17 protein-coding genes are annotated in these 17,087 nt (G+C 73.4%); 10 read left to right on the top strand and 7 right to left on the bottom strand.

The window, feature by feature from the left end; all coding sequences use genetic code 11:
- Positions 1-317 precede the first annotated feature (317 nt).
- From ACIP82_RS14195 to ACIP82_RS14185, 3 genes are all read right to left on the bottom strand, one after another.
- Positions 318-1,220: a 5'-3' exonuclease H3TH domain-containing protein gene (locus ACIP82_RS14195; RefSeq protein ID WP_400653661.1), complete on the bottom strand. Its 903-nt coding sequence runs from the start codon at positions 1,218-1,220 to the stop codon at positions 318-320.
- Positions 1,221-1,278: 58 nt separating this feature from the next.
- Positions 1,279-2,352, bottom strand: coding sequence for a cation diffusion facilitator family transporter (locus ACIP82_RS14190; RefSeq protein ID WP_400653592.1), 1,074 nt, complete (start codon positions 2,350-2,352; stop codon positions 1,279-1,281).
- A gap of 381 nt (positions 2,353-2,733) precedes the next feature.
- Positions 2,734-3,477 (bottom strand): gamma-glutamyl-gamma-aminobutyrate hydrolase family protein, encoded by a 744-nt coding sequence (locus ACIP82_RS14185; RefSeq protein ID WP_363611244.1) that lies wholly within the window; start codon positions 3,475-3,477, stop codon positions 2,734-2,736.
- Positions 3,478-3,632: 155 nt separating this feature from the next.
- Between ACIP82_RS14185 and ACIP82_RS14180 the strand changes: the two genes are divergently transcribed.
- The 4 genes from ACIP82_RS14180 (at position 3,633) to ACIP82_RS14165 (ending at position 8,420) form a co-directional block, all read left to right on the top strand.
- Positions 3,633-5,018, top strand: a complete 1,386-nt coding sequence (locus ACIP82_RS14180; RefSeq protein WP_400653591.1) for a glutamine synthetase family protein — start codon at positions 3,633-3,635, stop codon at positions 5,016-5,018.
- A gap of 5 nt (positions 5,019-5,023) precedes the next feature.
- Complete coding sequence (locus tag ACIP82_RS14175) at positions 5,024-6,391, top strand: aldehyde dehydrogenase family protein (protein WP_400653590.1); 1,368 nt, start codon at positions 5,024-5,026, stop codon at positions 6,389-6,391.
- A 10-nt stretch (positions 6,392-6,401) separates the two neighbouring features.
- Positions 6,402-7,208, top strand: a complete 807-nt coding sequence (locus ACIP82_RS14170; protein WP_400653589.1) for a 3-oxoacyl-ACP reductase — start codon at positions 6,402-6,404, stop codon at positions 7,206-7,208.
- A 111-nt stretch (positions 7,209-7,319) separates the two neighbouring features.
- Positions 7,320-8,420 (top strand): DUF2510 domain-containing protein, encoded by a 1,101-nt coding sequence (locus tag ACIP82_RS14165; protein ID WP_400653588.1) that lies wholly within the window; start codon positions 7,320-7,322, stop codon positions 8,418-8,420.
- A gap of 136 nt (positions 8,421-8,556) precedes the next feature.
- Here ACIP82_RS14165 and ACIP82_RS14160 read toward each other — a convergent pair whose 3' ends face one another.
- From ACIP82_RS14160 to ACIP82_RS14150, 3 genes are all read right to left on the bottom strand, one after another.
- The gene (locus ACIP82_RS14160) at positions 8,557-9,477 is read right to left on the bottom strand and encodes a lytic polysaccharide monooxygenase (protein ID WP_400653587.1); all 921 of its coding nucleotides are present in this window, start codon (positions 9,475-9,477) and stop codon (positions 8,557-8,559) included.
- Positions 9,478-9,775: 298 nt separating this feature from the next.
- Positions 9,776-10,219: a hypothetical protein gene (locus ACIP82_RS14155; protein ID WP_400653586.1), complete on the bottom strand. Its 444-nt coding sequence runs from the start codon at positions 10,217-10,219 to the stop codon at positions 9,776-9,778.
- 81 nt (positions 10,220-10,300) lie between these two features.
- Positions 10,301-11,548, bottom strand: coding sequence for an alanine racemase (locus tag ACIP82_RS14150; protein WP_400653585.1), 1,248 nt, complete (start codon positions 11,546-11,548; stop codon positions 10,301-10,303).
- Between the two features lie 100 nt (positions 11,549-11,648).
- Between ACIP82_RS14150 and ACIP82_RS14145 the strand changes: the two genes are divergently transcribed.
- Positions 11,649-12,392: an SseB family protein gene (locus tag ACIP82_RS14145; RefSeq protein WP_363611261.1), complete on the top strand. Its 744-nt coding sequence runs from the start codon at positions 11,649-11,651 to the stop codon at positions 12,390-12,392.
- A gap of 83 nt (positions 12,393-12,475) precedes the next feature.
- Here ACIP82_RS14145 and ACIP82_RS14140 read toward each other — a convergent pair whose 3' ends face one another.
- A complete protein-coding gene (locus tag ACIP82_RS14140; RefSeq protein ID WP_363611263.1) occupies positions 12,476-12,853 on the bottom strand; it encodes a DUF1844 domain-containing protein in 378 nt (125 codons plus the stop codon).
- Between the two features lie 476 nt (positions 12,854-13,329).
- Between ACIP82_RS14140 and infC the strand changes: the two genes are divergently transcribed.
- The 5 genes from infC to ACIP82_RS14115 all read left to right on the top strand — a co-directional run bounded on the left by infC (position 13,330) and on the right by ACIP82_RS14115 (position 17,077).
- The gene (infC, locus tag ACIP82_RS14135; protein ID WP_363611360.1) at positions 13,330-14,055 is read left to right on the top strand and encodes a translation initiation factor IF-3; all 726 of its coding nucleotides are present in this window, start codon (positions 13,330-13,332) and stop codon (positions 14,053-14,055) included.
- 142 nt (positions 14,056-14,197) lie between these two features.
- The gene (rpmI, locus tag ACIP82_RS14130; RefSeq protein WP_030055648.1) at positions 14,198-14,392 is read left to right on the top strand and encodes a 50S ribosomal protein L35; all 195 of its coding nucleotides are present in this window, start codon (positions 14,198-14,200) and stop codon (positions 14,390-14,392) included.
- A gap of 107 nt (positions 14,393-14,499) precedes the next feature.
- Positions 14,500-14,895, top strand: a complete 396-nt coding sequence (rplT, locus tag ACIP82_RS14125; protein WP_030055649.1) for a 50S ribosomal protein L20 — start codon at positions 14,500-14,502, stop codon at positions 14,893-14,895.
- A gap of 85 nt (positions 14,896-14,980) precedes the next feature.
- On the top strand, positions 14,981-15,847 hold the full coding sequence (locus ACIP82_RS14120) for an RNA methyltransferase (protein WP_363611265.1): 867 nt from the start codon (positions 14,981-14,983) through the stop codon (positions 15,845-15,847).
- Between the two features lie 126 nt (positions 15,848-15,973).
- Positions 15,974-17,077 carry an ATP-binding protein gene (locus ACIP82_RS14115; RefSeq protein WP_400653584.1) on the top strand — a complete coding sequence of 368 codons (1,104 nt, stop codon included), beginning with the start codon at positions 15,974-15,976 and terminating at the stop codon, positions 17,075-17,077.
- The last annotated feature ends 10 nt before the right edge of the window (positions 17,078-17,087 follow it).

Genomic DNA, 17,087 nt, shown 5'->3' with positions numbered 1-17,087 from the left:
GGGGGGGGGGGGGGGCGGGTGGGTTTGGGCGCGGCTTGGCGCGGGGGGGGGGGGGTTTTTTTTTTTTTTTGTTTGGGGGTGGGGGGGGGCGGGCCGGGCCGGGGGGGGGCGGGGGCCGCCCCCGCCCCCCCCCCGACTCCAAGGGTTCGCCTGTGTGACGGGCCCTGGACCGGTGGACCGCCGTTCTTGACGCAAGCTCAACTATCGGATAGCGGGCGGGAGTTCATCGGCCTGTCGGGAGCGAGGTGTCGAGGACGGCCCTGATCCCCTTGTCCTCGTGCCCAACCGTCCGATCCCGGCCGCCCTCGCGTACGGGTTCAGCGGGTGGCCAGGGCCTCCACGACCCGCTCCAGCGAGGTGCCCAGGCCCCAGCGGGCGGACAGCTCCTCCAGGGTCATCGGGTCCAGCGGCTCGCGCGGCAGGGCGGGGTCGAACTCCGGCAGCGGCGCGTCGATGGCGACCCGGACCACCGTCGGCGCGACGTCCAGGTAGCCGGCGCCCTCGACGATGTTGCGCCGACGGGCCGGGGTGAGCTTGGAGCCGGCGTCCAGGGCGGCGGCCCGGACGGCGGCGAGGTCCCCGTACTCGTTGATCAGCTGGACGGCCGTCTTCTCCCCGATGCCCTTGACTCCCGGCAGGCCGTCGCTCGGGTCCCCCCGCAGCGCGGCCATGTCGGCGTACCGGGCACCGCGCACGCCGTACTTCTCCAGCAGCAGCGCGTCATCGGTGACCTGTAGGTTCCCCATGCCCTTGACCGGGTAGAGCACGGTGACCGCCCGGGCGTCGTCGACCAGCTGGAACAGGTCGCGGTCCCCGGTGACGATCTGCACCGGGCCGGTGGCGCGGGCGGTGAGGGTGCCGATCACGTCGTCCGCCTCGTAACCGGGGGAGCCGGCCCGGGCGATGCCGAGCGCGTCCAGGACCTGCTCGATCACCGGGACCTGCGGGGCGAGCGTGTCGGGCACCTCCTCCTCGCCGTCCTCGGCCGCCTCGGCGACCCGGTGCGTCTTGTACGAGGGGATGAGGTCCACCCGCCACTGCGGGCGCCAGTCGGCGTCCATGCAGGCGACCAGCTGGTCGGGCCGGTGGTCCTGGACCAGCCGGGCGATGAAGTCCAGCAGGCCCCGGACGGCGTTGACCGGCTCACCCTGCGGGGAGCGCAGGGTGTCCGGCACACCGAAGTAGGCCCGGAAGTACAGGCTGGCGGAGTCGAGCAGCATCAGTCGCGGTGCGGTCACGCCTCAGATCATGCCGTACCGGGCGGACAGCCCGCCGGTTTCAGTGCTGGTGCGGGCCGGCGCGGTGGACCGGACCGTGCGAGTCGGCGCAGTGCTCGGGGTCGGGGCCGCGCCCGGTCGGCGCGGTGATCTGGAGCAGCGCGCCGGCCTCGTCCTCGCCGACATGGTCGACCTGGAGCGTGCTGTGGGTGATCCCGTACTCGCCGGCCAGCCGCCGCTGGAGCTCGCGGCGGACGGCGTGGCAGTCGCCGCCCGGGGTGACCAGGATGTGCGCCGACAGGGCGGGCTGGCCGGAGGTGATCTCCCAGATGTGCAGATCGTGGATCTCCGCCACCAGCGGCTGCGCGACCAGCCGGTCCGCCACGGCGTCCGGGTCGATGCCGGCCGGCGCGGCCTCCAGGAAGATCCGCCCGGAGTCCCGGACCAGGCCGATACCGGCCCGCAGCATCAGCGCGACCACGATCAGCGAGGCGATCGAGTCGGCCCGGACGAAGCCGGTGGTCAGCATGACCACGCCGGCGACGGCGGTGGCGATGAACGCGTACAGGTCGGTGAGCACGTGCTGGAAGGCACCCTCGACGTTGAGCGAGGTGCGGTTGGCCTTCGACATGCACCAGGTGGCGGCCAGGTTGACCACGATCCCGACCAGCGCGGTGACCAGCACCAGCGAGCCCGCCACCTCCGGCGGCTCGAACAGCCGGGTGATCGCCTCGTAGCCGAGCCAGGCGGAGAGCACCAGCAGGGTGACGCCGTTGGCCTGCGCGGAGAGGATCTCGGCGCGCTTGAGCCCGTAGGTGTACCCGCCCCGGGCCGGCCGGGCGGCCAGCCGCATCGCGACCAGGGCGAGCACGATCGAGGCGGCGTCGGTGAGCATGTGCGCGGCGTCCGAGATCAGCGCCAGCGACTTGGCGGCGAAGCCGACCACCACCTCGCCGGCCATGAACACCACGATCAGCGCGAGCGCGCTCAGCAGCCAGCGGCGGTCGGCGTCGGCGGCCACCCCGTGCGAGTGGCCGCCGTGCCCACCGTGCCCGTGACCGCCGGACGGCTGCCGGTCGGGCGTGTGCCCGTGGTCATGCGCATGATCATCGTGGGAGTGCTCGTACCCGGCCATCGATGTCCTCTCCTGGACGCACGGGGGGTAGGGGGGAAGGGGCGCGACCGCCCTGCACCCGAAGTGAACCGCAGATCGGACGGAGATCCAAAGGCTGTACTGGTGACCGTTGTCGTTGCCGTCGCGGCACCTCGCTCCGGTAGGGCCACGCCGCCGCTGAGCAGGGGAGGAACCGCCATGAGGGGCGCCGGACCGCTCGGCCCGGCGACGATCGCCGCCCCGCTCGGCCACGGCCGGCGGCGGGAGGCGCCGCCCCGGCCGGTCGCGGCCCGCCGGGGCGTGGTGCCCACGCTGCTTGCCGCCGGCGCGGCCGGGGTGCCCGCCACTCCGGCGGGCCCGCCCCAGCCCGCCCCCGGCCCGCCGCCCGTTCCGCGCCGGGCCTCAGCCCAGCGCCGCCTCCACGGCCTCCAGCGGCACCGAACGCGCCGCCGTCGCCGCCCGTACCAGCGCCTGCATCACCCGCAGGTCGTCGCCCTGCTCCGGGTGCCACTGCACGCCCAGCGCGAAGCCCGGGCCCTCCACCGCCTCGACCGTGCCGTCCGGCGCGTGCGCGCTCACCCGCAGCCCCGAGCCCAGCCGGTCCACCGCCTGGTGGTGGAAGGTCGGCACGGTCAGCTCGCTCTCCGGCAGCAGCCCGCCCAGCAGCGTCCCCGGCACCGGCCGTACGGCGTGCTCCCGGTACCGGCCGGGCGAGCCGCCGTGCACGTCCGGGGTGACCACGTCCGGGAGGTGCTGCACCAGCGAGCCGCCGCACACCACGTTGAGCACCTGCATGCCCCGGCAGATGCCCAGCAGCGGGATGCCCGCGGCCAGCGCGGCCCGGACCAGCGCCGACTCCCACTGGTCCCGCTCCGGAGCGTCCGCCTCCGTCGACGGGTGCGGAGGCTGCCCGTAGTACGCCGGGTCGATGTCCGGCCCGCCCGCGATGACCAGCGCGTCCAGCCGGGCGAGCACCTCCGGCGCGCGCTCCGGGGCGTCCGGCGGCAGCAGCACCGCGATCCCGCCCGAATCCCGCACGTACGCGGTGTACCGCTCGGGGACCAACGCCACCCGGCGATCCCGCCAGTCGCTCCAACTCGCGTCCACCACGTAGGTGCTGACGCCGATGAAAGGCCTGCGATCCATGGCGCGCATTCTCCTCCCGCACCACCTGATAACCCGTCAATCCGGGCTCTCGGCGCGCCACACCCGCCCGCCCTCTTCCGCGCTGTCAGGGGCAGGCCGTACGGTTCGCTGTGACCGACCGATCTCGCAGAGTGATCGAGGAGGAGGATTCCGCCATGCCCGACCACGCCACCGCGGGCGCGCCGCCGCGCCCGCCGCTCACCCTGGACGAACTGCGCACGCTGGTCGACGCCGGCGAGATCCACACCGTCGCGCTCGCCTTCACCGACATGCAGGGCCGCCTCCAGGGCAAGCGCTTCGCCGCCCGCTTCTTCCTCGACGAGGTCGCCGAACACGGCGCCGAGGCCTGCGACTACCTGCTGGCCGTCGACATCGACCTCAACACCGTCGACGGCTATGCCCTCTCCTCCTGGGAGAGCGGCTACGGCGACTTCGCGATGCGCCCCGACCTCGCCACCCTCCGGCGCACCCCCTGGCAGCCCGGCACCGCCCAGGTCACCGCCGACCTCGCCCGGCACGGCGGCCACCCCGTCGCCGCCGCGCCCCGCCAGCTGCTCCGCCGCCAGATCGAGCGCCTCGCCGAGCACGGACTCGCCGCCGACATCGGCACCGAGCTGGAGTTCCTGGTCTTCCGCGACACCTACGAACAGGCCTGGCTCGGCGGCTACCGCGGCCTCACCCCGGCCAACCAGTACAACGTCGACTACTCACTGCTCGGCACCGCCCGGGTCGAGCCGCTGCTCGCCCGGATCCGCAACGAGATGGCCGGCGCCGGGCTCGTCGTCGAGTCCGCCAAGGGCGAGTGCAACCTCGGCCAGCACGAGATCGCCTTCCGCTACGCCGACGCCCTCACCACCTGCGACCAGCACAGCGTCTACAAGACCGGAGCCAAGGAGATCGCCGCCCAACAGGGCTGCGCGCTCACCTTCATGGCGAAGTACGACGAGCGCGAGGGCAACAGCTGCCACATCCACCTCTCCCTGCGCGACGCCGACGGCGCCCCGGCCTTCGCCGGCCGCGACGGGCGGATGACCGACACCATGCGGCACTTCCTCGCCGGACAGCTCACCGCGCTGCGCGAGTTCGGCCTGCTCTACGCGCCCAACATCAACTCCTACAAGCGCTACCGGCCCGGCTCCTTCGCCCCGACCGCCGTCGCCTGGGGCCGGGACAACCGCACCTGCGCCTACCGCGTCGTCGGCCGCGGCCCCGGCCTGCGGATGGAGAACCGCGTCCCCGGCGGCGACGTCAACCCGTATCTCGCCGTGGCCGGAATGATCGCCGCCGGGCTGCACGGCCTTCGGCAGAAGCTCGACCTGCCCGCCCCCTGCCTCGGCAACGCCTACGCCGCCGACGAGTACGCCCGGGTGCCCGGCTCGCTGCGCGAGGCCGCCGGCCTCTGGGCGGAGAGCGAACTCGCCCGCGCCGCGTTCGGCGACGACGTGGTCGAGCACTACCTCCACATGGCCCGGGTCGAACAGGCCGCCTACGACGGCGCCGTCACCGACTGGGAGCGCTACCGATCCTTCGAGCGGATGTGAGCACCATGCCCGAGCCCACCGCCAGCACCGTCCTCAACCCCGCCACCGGCGAGCCGCTCGCCACCGTCCCCGACACCACCCCCGAGCAGCTCGACGCCGCCGTCCAGCGCGCCCTCAAGGCCCAGCAGGGCTGGGCCGCCCTCGCCCCGGGCGAACGCGCCCGGCTGCTGCGCCGCTTCGCCGACCAGGTCGAGGTGCACATCCCCGAACTCGCCGCCCTGGAGGTGCGCGAGGCCGGCCACACCCTCGGCAACGCCCGCTGGGAGGCCGGCAACGTCCGCGACCTGCTGGAGTACGCGGCCGGGGGAGTGGAACGGCTGACCGGCCGGCAGATCCCGGTGGCGGGCGGCCTGAACGTCACCTTCCACGAGCCGGTCGGCGTGGTCGGCGTGATCGCCCCGTGGAACTTCCCGATGCCGATCGCCGCCTGGGGCTTCGCGCCCGCCCTCGCCGCAGGCAACGCCGTCCTGCTCAAGCCCGCCGAGGCCACCCCGCTCACCGCCCTGCGGCTGGCCGAACTCGCCCTGGCCGCCGGGCTTCCCGAAGGCCTGTTCCAGGTCGTCCCCGGCGCCGGCCCCGTCACCGGGCGGGCCCTGGTCGACCACCCGGCCGTCCGCGGGATCGTCTTCACCGGCTCGACCGTGGTCGGCAAGGAGGTCGCCGCCCGGTGCGCCGCCCGCGCCAAGCGGGTCACCCTCGAACTCGGCGGCAAGAGCCCCAACATCGTCTTCGCCGACGCCGATCTCGCCCGCGCCGCCGACCCGATGTCCTTCCTCGACAACAGCGGCCAGGACTGCTGCGCCCGCAGCCGGATCCTGGTCCAGCGCGAGGCCCTCGACGACTTCCTCGCCCTGCTGCTGCCCGCCGTCGAGGCCGTCCGCACCGGGGACCCGGCCGACCCGGACACCCGGCTCGGGCCGCTGATCTCCGCCGCCCAGGTCCGCCGGGTCGCCTCCTACGTCACCCCCGACCTGCCGGTGCTCGCCCGCGGCCGGGTGCCCGACGGCCCCGGGTTCTGGTACCCGCCGACGGTCCTCGCGCCCACCGACCCGGACGTGCCCGCCGTCACCGAGGAGATCTTCGGCCCGGTCGCCGTCGTCCTGCCCTTCGACGGCGAGGCGGACGCCCTGCGGCTCGCCAACGCCACCCGCTACGGCCTCTCCGGCTCCATCTGGACCAGGGACCTCGGCCGGGCGCTGCGCCTGGCCCGGGGCGTCGCGGCGGGCAACCTCTCGGTCAACTCCCATTCCTCGGTGCGGTACTGGACGCCGTTCGGGGGCTTCGGCGAGTCCGGCGTGGGCCGGGAGCTGGGGCCGGACGCGCTGGCCCACTTCACCGAGACCAAGAACGTCTTCATCCGGAGCGAGGAGTAGGGGACCAGCCATGACCGAGAAGCCTGCCACCACCGGGAAGGACGCGCCGGTCTGCCGGCGCCTGGTCGGCCGCACCGCCGTGATCACCGGCGCGGGCAGCGGCATCGGTCTGGCCGCCGCCCGCCGGCTCGCCGCCGAGGGCGCCAAGGTGGTCTGCGCCGACATCGACGAGAGCAGCGGCAAGGCGGCCGCCCAGGAGGTCGGCGGCCTCTTCGTGCACACCGACGTCACCGACCCGTACATGGTCGAGGCGCTGTTCGACCAGGCCTACGAGACGTACGGCGGCGTGGACGTGGCGTTCAACAACGTGGGGATCTCGCCGCCGGAGGACGACTCCATCCTGACCACCGGCCTGGAGGCCTGGCGGCGGGTGCAGGAGGTCAACCTCACCTCCGTCTACCTGTGCTGCAAGGCCGCGCTGCCGTACATGCGCCGGCACGGGCGCGGCTCGATCATCAACACCGCCAGCTTCGTGGCCCGGATGGGCGCGGCCACCTCGCAGATCTCCTACACCGCCTCCAAGGGCGGGGTGCTGGCGATGTCCCGGGAGCTGGGGGTGCAGTTCGCCCGCGAGGGGATCCGGGTGAACGCGCTCTCGCCGGGGCCGGTGGACACCCCGCTGCTGCGGGAGCTGTTCGCCAAGGACCCGGAGCGGGCGGCCCGCCGGCTGGTGCACATCCCGCTCGGCCGGTTCGCCCGGGCCGAGGAGATCGCGGCCGCCGTCGCCTTTCTGGCGAGCGACGACTCCTCCTTCATCACGGCGAGCGAGTTCCTGGTCGACGGCGGGATCGCGGGGGCGTACGTCACCCCGCTGTAGGCGGCGGCGCGGGGCCGCCCGGCGGGTTCTCACCGTAATCTCATCGAAAAACCCCGGAATTCGCGGTCCCGCTGATATCGCGTTTATCCGCGTGCCTTTAGATTCTCTGTCGTGAGTGAGCAGATTCCCGCCGGGTGGTACCCGGACCCGAAGGACACCACCAGCGACCCGAGACCGCAGCGCTGGTGGGACGGCAAGGGCTGGACGGCCAGTACCCGGCCCGCACCCTCGGACGCGCCGGCCCCGGTACCCCCGGTGGCGGACGCTCCGGGGCCGGACGCGACCGCCGAGACCCGGGTGCTGGAGGGGGAGGTGCTGGAGAGCGGGCCGACGGTCCGCCATCCCGGGCCGCCCCCCTTCGGCGCCGCCTACGGCGCCGCGGTGCCGCCCGCGCCCAGGCCCCGGCGCAAGCCCTCCAAGCTCGTGGTCGCGGCCACCGTGGCGGCGGTGCTCGGACTGGGCGTCGGGTCCGGGGTCACCTACCTGGCGATGGACGGGCACGGCGACCGGGCGCCCCACCGCACCGCTCGGCAGGCCCCGCCGTACGGCGGGAACGGCCCCGGGGACGGCCAGCCCGGCAACGGAGGCAACGGCAACGGCGGTGGCAGCAACGGAGGCGGCAGCAACGGCAAGGGCAACGGGAACGGGAACGGCAAGGGCGGCCCGCTGTCCGGCAGCGGGATCGCCCCCGACCTGGTGAACCGGATCACCCTGCCCGTCCCCTCCGGCTGGGAGGGCGGCACCACCACCGACGGCTTCGCCGCGCTCAGCGTCGGCTCCTACACCTGCGAGGGCGGCGGCAGCTGCTCGCTCGGCGGGGCCAACACCGGCCAGATCTCCGGCGGCGGCACCGACGTCCAGGCGGCGGCCAAGGCGGACATCGAGAAGGCGGCCAAGGACTCCTACAACGACATCAACTCCCACGAGGAGCTGAAGTCCGAGGCGGTCAAGGTCGACGGCCGCGACGGCTACCTGGTCCGCTGGAAGGTCGACGCGGCCAAGGGCAACGACGGCTACGTCCAGACCGTGGTCTTCCCGTCCGCCGACGGCAAGTCGCTGGTCTCCGTCCACCTGGGCTTCGACATCGCCGCCAAGGCGCCCGACATCTCCGTGATGGACACCATCGTCAAGGGCATCGCCGACTACAGCGGCAAGATCCCCGCCTTCCCCGGCGGTGGTGCCGGCCCCGACGGCGGCACCGCCACCACCTGACCGCACCGCTCAGCTCACGCACGGCGGCCCACCCGGAAGGATCCGGGTGGGCCGCCGTCGTTCGGGTCTGCCTACGGGCTGGCGGGGGCCGGACCGTCCGGGGGTTGGCGGGCGGTCCGACCCCGGCCTCCGGCGGTCAGAAGTCGCGTCGAACAGCCTCGATGCGACGGCGCCGGAGCACCATGCCGGCCCAGCCGACGCTGATCGCGGCGGCACCGCTCAGCAGCAGCGGACCGGTGGGCGAGCTGCCGACGGCGGCGCTGGAGGTCGGAACCACCGCGCCGGCCGGCTCGTTCTGGTCGCCGCCGTGCCCGTGGTGGGCGACGGTGGACTTGGGCGCGTCCGCGGCGATCTGCTGCTCGCTCGGCGCGGCCGGAGCCTGCGCGGACAGTGCCGAGACGGCCTGGCCGGCCGCGGCGGGCTGGCCGAAGTCGATGTCGGAGCAGCTGTAGAACGCCTCCGGGCTGTCGCTGCGCTGCCACACCATGTAGAGCAGCTGACGGCCGGTGCGCTGCGGCAGCGTGCCGGTGTAGTTGTAGTAGCCGTCGGTGGGGTTGCGGGTGACCGGCACCTGGGCGACCGGGGTCGGGTCCAGGTCGGACCACTTCAGCGGCTTGGTCGGGTCGTAGCCCGGCTTGGTGATGTAGACCGTCTGGGTGCCGACGTGGGCCGCGGTGACGCGGAACTTGAAGTCGAAGCTGCCCGCGTGCACGGGGGTGGCGGGCCAGTCGGTCCGCGGCATGTCGAGCGCCTTGTACTTGTCGCGGTTGGCCGAGCAGAGCTTGCCGTCCGGGATCAGCGCCTGGTGGTTGCCGTTCGCGTTGGCGATGTTGACCTCGTTCCAGTCGTACAGCGGCTGGGTGCCGCTCATCGCGACGAGGTCCTTGCAGACCTGGGACTTGGGGGTCTCCGGGCCTTCGGCGTAGCAGGCCGCGACGCGGCTGACCGGGTTGGTCATGGTGCCGTGGGCGCTGGCGGTGCCGGCGGTGGATGCCGCCACGGCGAGGAATGCGGCGCCGATGACGCCGACGGACAGGGCACTTCGCTTGATGGACATGGGGTGGGGACTCCTTGACCGTGTTCCGGGCCGAGGTTGTGGGGGGAACGAACGGGCACGTCTGCCCGGGGGCCGTCGGCCCGGCGCGCCGACCCCCGGCTGAGCGTATGATTGGACTAGACCAACTGGCAATAGCCCGTTGTGTCGCACTTTTTGACGGACTGTAGTCGTACGAGCGGCGCAAAGGCCCGACAGGTCGGCGAAGTTAGCCGTTCCATCGGGCCTTCTTAAGGCTCGGAAAAGGTGTCGGGCCTGAACGGCCCCCGGCGGCCCGGGATATCCCCGGGGCGCCCCCGGCTCAGTGCCGCGGCCGGTGGCCGCCCGGTACCTGGCCGATGGCCAGTCCGTTCACCGTGTGCGCCTGGACCACGGTGCCGTCGTGCACCGTCCCGCCGCTGATCACGTTGTGCACCGCGGCGCCCTCGCCGGGCCGGGTGGCGGGCGCGAACTCGTCCAGGATCGACCGGAGTTCGGCCGCCGCCTCCGGGTTCTGGCGGATCATCCGGCGGAGCCGGCCGCGAAGCTCGGCGGCGTGGTCGGCGAGCACCTCGTCGTCGCCGTCCGCCTCGACCACCTCGCCCCGGATCACCTCCAGCTCGGCGCTCACCTCCGCGACGTCCCGGCCCCGCCCCAGCAGCGTCGCGAGACGCGAACGCACCTGCGTCCAGGCCTCGGTGGCCATCAGTCCGACCACCGTCGTGGCACCCGACGTCACCAGCTGCTGCACGATCTCGGCCTCCACAGCTGCCCCCTCTGGTCGCTTGCGGTTCCCGCTTATACCACGGTAGAGCACCCGCCCGACCGGCGCGCCGGCCCGGACCGTTCAGAGGAAGGTTTTCCGCTCGCCCCGGTAGGTCGGGGCGGTGCGCACCACCCGGTCGCCCTCGATCAGGTGCAGCTCGGCGAAGCGCTCGCAGAGCTCACCCGCCTTGGCGTGCCGGAACCAGACCCGGTCTCCGATCAGCAGGTCGTCGGCGGCCGCACCGAGCAGTGGGGTCTGCACCTCGCCGGCGCCCTCCATCGGGTCGTAGCGCAGCCCCGGCGGAAGCCAGGGCACCGGCGAGCGGTCCGGGCCGGCCGCGCCGGAGGCCGGGTAGCCGCCGCCGAGCACCGTCACCACGCCGACGCCGGGCCGGCGCACCACCGGCTGGCCGAACAGCGCGGCCGGCCTGCCGTGGAACGAGCGGTAGTTGTCGAACAGCCGTGGTTGGTACAGTCCGGAGCCGGCCGCCACCTCGGTGACCGCCGGCTCCGCCGCGGTCGACTCCACGCTGCCGGTACCGCCGCCGTTGACGAACTCCAGTTCCGCGACCTGCCGCAGCCGTCGGACCGCCGCCGCGCGCCGCTCGGCCAGCTCGGCCCGGGCCGCGGACTGCATCAGCCGGATCAGCCGCGAGCGCACCGGCCGCCCGGGCACCCGGTCGCCCACCCCGGCGACGTGCCCCTCGTACGCCATCAGCCCCACCACCCGGAATCCCGGGCGGAGCTGGACGAGTTCGGCGAACGCGGCCAGGTCCTCGGGCGTGCGCAGCGGCGAGCGCCGGGCGCCGACCCGGATCCGCCCGCCGAGCAGGTGCAGCGCGGTGTCCAGCTCCAGGCAGACCCGCACCTCGGCGTCGCCGGCCCGGGCGGCGTCGATCAGGTCGAGCTGGGCCGGGTCGTCCAGCAGGACGGTGACGGCGGCGGCCGGCCCGGGGTCGGCGGTCAGTTCGGCGAAACCGGCCCGGTCGGCGGAGGGGTAGGCGAGCAGGATGTCGCGCAGGCCCGAGCGGGCCAGCCAGAGCGACTCGGCGAGGGTGAAGCTCATCACCCCGGCGAAGCCGTCCATCGCCAGCACCCGCTCCAGCAGGGCCCGGCAGCGCACCGACTTGCTGGCCACCCGGACCGGCTTCCCGGCGGCCCGGCGCACCAGGTCGGCGGCGTTGGCGTCGAAGGCCGCGAGGTCGACGACGGCCACCGGCCCGTCCAGATGGGCGGTGGCCCGGTCGTACCGGGCCCGGTCGGCACTCGGCGAGCCGGCCGGGACGGTGGCGGGGACGGCGGGGGCGGCAGCGACATCGGGCGTGGCCATGCGCGCAGACTGCCACACCCCTCCTACCGGTGGGTAGGGGTGCGACGGCGCCCGCCGACCTCCGCGGGCCGCGGGTGTGAGGTGGCATAGGGTCGGCCGCGTGGACCGCAAGAACATCCCGAACCCAGGATTCGCCGGAGACGACGGCACCGCCGACCCGGCGCTCGTCGAGGCGCTCGCGCGCTGGTCGCAGGGCGACACGGCCGAACCGGAGCTGCTCGCGGCGCTGACGCCGACCCGGCTGATGGTCCCGATCGTCGCCATCCTCGGTGAGGTGGAGCTGGACGAGAACGGGCTCAAGCGCGAGAAGACCAGCGACATGGCCGTCCCGGTGATCGAGGCCGCCGACGGCCGCCGGGCCCTGCCGGCCTTCACCTCGCTGGAGACCCTGGCCCGCTGGCGCGCCGACGCCCGCCCGGCTCCGGTCGCCGCGCCGCAGGCCGCGATGGTGGCCTTCTCCGAGCGGGCCGACACCCTGCTGATCGACCCGGCCGGCCCGGTCACGTACCGGCTGAGCGGTGCCCGGCTGCGCGCGCTGGCGGAGAACCGCCCCTACCTGCCGCCGGTGCGCGACCCCGAGGTGCGGGAGGCCGTCCGGGCGCTGCTGGCGGCCGAGCCGCAGGTGGTGAGCGGTCTGCTGGCGCCGTACGAGGACGGGGACGGGCTGCTCGCGGTGGTGCTGGACCCGGCCCTGGACCAGCCGTCCGTGCAGGAGGCCGCGCAGCGGGTCGGGCAGGCCGTCGCGGCCGACCCGGTGCTGCGGGTGCGGCTCGACCGGGGCCTGAGCCTGGCCGTGCTGCCGACGGACGCGCAACTGCCCGGCGAACCGCTCTACCGGCGGTAGCGCGCACCCCGCGCCTCCCGCTCCGAACACGAAGGTGCCCCCTCGAAACCGAGGGGGCACCTTCGTGTTCGGAGCGGGAGGGCTCAGGCGTAGACCGGCCCGGTGAACTTCTCGCCCGGGCCCGCGCCCGGCGCGTCCGGGACGAGGGAGGCCTCGCGGAAGGCCAGCTGGAGCGACTTCAGGCCGTCCCGCAGCGGCGCGGCGTGGAAGTTGCTGATCTCGGGGGCGCCGGCGGTGACCAGCCCGGCCAGCGCGGTGATCAGCTTGCGCGCCTCGTCGAGGTCCTTGTCCGCCTCGCCGCCCTCGGCCAGGCCGCACTTGACGGCGGCGGCGCTCATCAGGTGCACCGCGACGGTGGTGATCACCTCGACGGCCGGGACCTCGGCGATGTCCCGGGTGAGGTCGTCGAAGCCGATCGCGTCGTCGTCCGCGGCGGGGTTCTTGGTGGGCTCGCTGCTCAAGGGTGGCTCGTTCCGTCGTGCCGGTGTAGATACCGTGCCGGTGTAGATACACAGGGAGCGTACAAGGGGGCGCGCGAAGGGGCGGAATGGCGTTCGACCGGGCGGCACGGTAAGCTTCGAGACTGACCGGCCAGGAGTCCTCAGGACGCCGGGCCAGCAAGTGGAGGCTCCACCCAGGAGGCCCCGAGGGGCAATCCCGAAAGTCTCCCACCTGATCGGCTTCACCGTCGACGGGTCCGGTCCGCGACGGGCGCCCAGGCGCCGAGTCGCCCGCAGTGCCCCTCACCGGGCACCGCCCCCGGTTGTGTGGAGCCCCGCTTGTACCGAGCGGGGCTTTTTTCGTGTCGCGGTGCATGCAGTGCCTAGCAGCAAGTCAGGCAGCGCAGCACGAATGAAGCCCCGCCCAGTGGTCGAGTCCACTACGTGCGACCGCCGTCCGACGGCCGCATCGCAGAAGGTGCAACCGAGGAGGCCCCATCAGCACCGAGCCCCGCATCAACGACCGGATTCGCGTCCCCGAGGTGCGACTCGTCGGTCCCAGCGGCGAGCAGGTCGGCATCGTGCCGCTTGCCAAGGCGCTGGAGCTCGCGCAGGAGTACGACCTCGACCTGGTCGAGGTCGCGGCGACCGCCCGGCCGCCGGTGTGCAAGCTCATGGACTACGGCAAGTTCAAGTACGAGTCGGCCATGAAGGCCCGTGAGGCGCGCAAGAACCAGGCGCACACGGTCATCAAGGAGATGAAGCTCCGGCCGAAGATCGACCCGCACGACTATGACACCAAGAAGGGTCACGTCGTCCGGTTCCTCAAGCAGGGCGACAAGGTCAAGATCACGATCATGTTCCGCGGTCGTGAGCAGTCCCGCCCCGAGCTGGGCTTCCGACTGCTGCAGCGGCTGGCGAACGACGTCCAGGACCTGGGCTTCGTGGAGTCCTCGGCCAAGCAGGACGGCCGAAACATGATCATGGTTCTTGGCCCGCACAAGAAGAAGACCGAGGCGATGGCCGAGGCCCGCGCGCTCGCGGACGCCCGCAAGGCCGAGCGTCAGGGCCGCACCGTCGGCTCCGACGACGACGCCGCGGCCGACGACGCGGCGCTCGAGGCCGAGAACGCCGCGGCCGAGGCGGAGGCGGACGCCGACGAGGCCGACGTCGAGGACGCCGCCGAGGTCGAGCAGCCGGCCGAGGCCTCCCAGGACGCCTGAGCCGTAACGGCCAGGGCGGCCCGGGAGACCGGCCACCAGAGGTGACGGGGCGTCCCGCCCGGTCACCGCAGATCCATCCAGTTCACGCCCGCGCGGCGCAATCCGCGCGGGCGTGGGCGGACCGACGAGGAGATACGGCGAAATGCCGAAGCAGAAGACGCACAGTGGCGCCAGCAAGCGCTTCAAGATCAGTGGCTCTGGCAAGGTGCTGCGCGAGCGCGCCGGCCGCCGCCACCTCCTGGAGCACAAGCCCTCGACGCTGACCCGCAAGCTGGCCGGGACCGTCGAGCTGGCCCCCGCTGACGCCAAGAAGATCAAGAAGCTTCTCGGCAAGTGATCGCCCTCCCGCCCGGCGCGAGCCGAGCGGGGCAGCTGATCCTTCCCGACCCATTCGAATGACGGACCACGTGAAGTAGTCCGTGGTCCAACCCAAGGAGTAATCAAGTGGCACGCGTCAAGCGGGCAGTCAACGCCCACAAGAAGCGCCGGGTCATCCTGGAGCGCGCCAGCGGCTACCGTGGCCAGCGTTCGCGCCTGTACCGCAAGGCCAAGGAGCAGGTCACCCACTCGCTGGTCTACAACTTCAACGACCGCAAGAAGCGCAAGGGCGACTTCCGTCAGCTGTGGATCCAGCGCATCAACGCTGCGGCCCGTGCCAACGGCATCACCTACAACCGCTTCGTGCAGGGCCTGAAGGCCGCCAGCGTCGAGATCGACCGCAAGATGCTGGCCGACCTCGCCGTCAACGACCCGGGCGCGTTCGCCTCGCTCGTCGAGGTGGCCCAGAAGGCGCTGCCGGCCGACGTCAACGCCCCGAAGGCCGCCGCCGACGCCGCCTGATCTTCCTGGATCAGTTGAGCTGACCGGACCCGCAGGCTCTCCCTGCGGGTCCGGTTTTGCTTTCCTCCGCCACAGAGACGAGACCATGCAGAGCACCGACACCCCCCTGCTCACCTCCCTGCGCTCGCCCCGCGTCGTCGCCGCCCGCCGGCTCGCCAAGCGCAACCAGCGGAGCAAGGACCGCCGCTTCCTGGCCGAGGGCCCGCAGGCCGTCCGCGAGGCGGTCGCGTTCGGGAGGCTGCCGGGCTCGTCCGACCACGCCGTGGTCGAGGTGTACGCCACCCTGGAGGCCGCCGAGCGGCACGCCGGCATCGTCGCCGCCGCCGAGGCCGAGGGCCTGCCGGTGCTCACCGCCACCGACGAGGTGATCGCGGAGATCTGCGACACCGTGACGCCGCAGGGCATCGTGGCGCTCTGCCGCTTCATCGACACCCCGTTCGACGAGGTGCTCAGGGCCCGCCCCCGGCTGGTCGCCGTCCTCGCCCACGTCCGTGACCCCGGCAACGCCGGCACCGTGCTGCGCACCGCCGACGCGGCCGGCGCGGACGCCGTGGTGCTCACCGACGCCTCGGTGGACCTGTACAACCCGAAGGCCGTCCGGGCCTCGGTCGGCAGCCTGTTCCACCTCCCGGTCGCCGTCGGCGTGCCGGTCGAGGAGGCGGTCGGCCGGCTGCGCGAGGCCGGCGTCAGGGTGCTCGCCGCGGACGGCGCGGGGGAGCGCGACCTGGATCAGGAACTGGACGAGGGCACCCTGGGCGCGCCCGGCGCATGGGTGTTCGGCAACGAGGCCTGGGGGCTTCCGGAGGAGACCCGCGCGCTCACCGACGAGGTGGTGCGGGTGCCGATCCACGGGCACGCCGAGAGCCTCAACCTGGCCACCGCCGCCGCCGTCTGCCTCTACGCCTCGGCCCGGGCGCAGCGCTCGCCCGGCGGGTGTCGCGCGCAGGCGTAGGGCACGCCCCGCGAGCCCCCGGAAGTCGTGATCGCGACGCCGCGGGCCCTACTGCGGGGGGCCGCGAGACGCTAGGGTCTGCCTCGGTGGGGGGAAAGACACGGTGGGTAATCGGGGAGGACACCCATGGTCGGCAGCGGGCCAGAGCTCGACCCGGACGACCTGCCGGACGGTCTGGTGGTCGCGGACGTCCTGGGCCGGGTGGTCTGTTTCAACCGCGCCGCCGCCCGGCTGACCGGCATCCCCCCGGAGCTGGCGCTCGGCAGCCCGCTGGAGGAGGCGCTCCCGCTGGAGGACCTGGACGGCCGCCGCTGGTGGCAGCTGACCGATCCGTACGGCGGCCTGGCGATCCGCACCAGCCAGCCGGAGCGCAACCTGCTGCTGCCCGGCGGCCGTGAGGTACTGGTCTCCGCCCGGTACGTCCGCGCCCGCCCGCAGGGGCCGCTGGAGCGGCTGGTGATCGCCCTGCGGGGCACGGAGGCGCGGCGGCGGACCGAGCGCAGTCACGCCGAGCTGATCGCCACCGTCGCGCACGAGCTGCGCTCCCCGCTCACCAGCGTCAAGGGCTTCACCGCGACCCTGCTGGCCAAGTGGGAGCGGTTCACCGACGGGCAGAAGCGGCTGATGCTGGAGACCGTCGACGCGGACGCCGACCGGGTCACCCGGCTGATCGCCGAGCTGCTGGACATCTCCCGGATCGACGCGGGCCGGCTGGAGCTGCGCAAGCAGGTGGTGGACCTGGCCGCCGCCGTCCGCCGCCACGTCGAGCGCAAGGTCGCGACCGGCATCCCCGAGGACCGCTTCGACATCCGGATCCACGAGTCGCTCACCGTGCTCTGGGCCGACCCCGACAAGGTCGACCAGGTGCTGGCCAACCTGCTGGAAAATGCGGTGCGGCACGGTGAGGGAACTGTCACGATCGAGGTGGCACCGGCCAAGGAGGTCGTCGAGGCGCACATCTGGGAGCGCCCCGGCACCCCGCCCCGCACCCTGGAAGGCACCGCGATCACCGTGAGCGACGAAGGCAGCGGCATCCCCGAGGAGTCGATGCCCCGCGTCTTCACCCGCTTCTGGCGCGGCTCCAAGCGCGGCGGCACGGGCCTGGGCCTCTACATCGTGAAGGGCATCGTGGAGGCCCACGGCGGCTCGATCCGCGTCGACCGCGCGCCCGGCGGCGGCGCCCGGTTCCGATTTATCCTGCCCGCCGGCGTGCCCGATTTCATGCTCTGACCGCCCACCG

This window comes from Kitasatospora sp. NPDC088548 (assembly GCF_044753005.1).
GTDB lineage: Bacteria > Actinomycetota > Actinomycetes > Streptomycetales > Streptomycetaceae > Kitasatospora.
The sequence above is the reverse complement of the archived record's forward strand: the minus strand, read 5'-3'. Positions and strand labels throughout refer to the sequence as shown.

Coding starts and splice junctions, on each gene's coding strand:
- ACIP82_RS14195 (WP_400653661.1), bottom strand. CDS start 1,220: ATGCTGCTCGACTCCGCCAGCCTGTACTTCCGGGCCTACTTCGGTGTG.
- ACIP82_RS14190 (WP_400653592.1), bottom strand. CDS start 2,352: ATGGCCGGGTACGAGCACTCCCACGATGATCATGCGCATGACCACGGG.
- ACIP82_RS14185 (WP_363611244.1), bottom strand. CDS start 3,477: ATGGATCGCAGGCCTTTCATCGGCGTCAGCACCTACGTGGTGGACGCG.
- ACIP82_RS14180 (WP_400653591.1), top strand. CDS start 3,633: ATGCCCGACCACGCCACCGCGGGCGCGCCGCCGCGCCCGCCGCTCACC.
- ACIP82_RS14175 (WP_400653590.1), top strand. CDS start 5,024: ATGCCCGAGCCCACCGCCAGCACCGTCCTCAACCCCGCCACCGGCGAG.
- ACIP82_RS14170 (WP_400653589.1), top strand. CDS start 6,402: ATGACCGAGAAGCCTGCCACCACCGGGAAGGACGCGCCGGTCTGCCGG.
- ACIP82_RS14160 (WP_400653587.1), bottom strand. CDS start 9,477: ATGTCCATCAAGCGAAGTGCCCTGTCCGTCGGCGTCATCGGCGCCGCA.
- ACIP82_RS14150 (WP_400653585.1), bottom strand. CDS start 11,548: ATGGCCACGCCCGATGTCGCTGCCGCCCCCGCCGTCCCCGCCACCGTC.
- rpmI (WP_030055648.1), top strand. CDS start 14,198: ATGCCGAAGCAGAAGACGCACAGTGGCGCCAGCAAGCGCTTCAAGATC.
- ACIP82_RS14120 (WP_363611265.1), top strand. CDS start 14,981: ATGCAGAGCACCGACACCCCCCTGCTCACCTCCCTGCGCTCGCCCCGC.
- ACIP82_RS14115 (WP_400653584.1), top strand. CDS start 15,974: ATGGTCGGCAGCGGGCCAGAGCTCGACCCGGACGACCTGCCGGACGGT.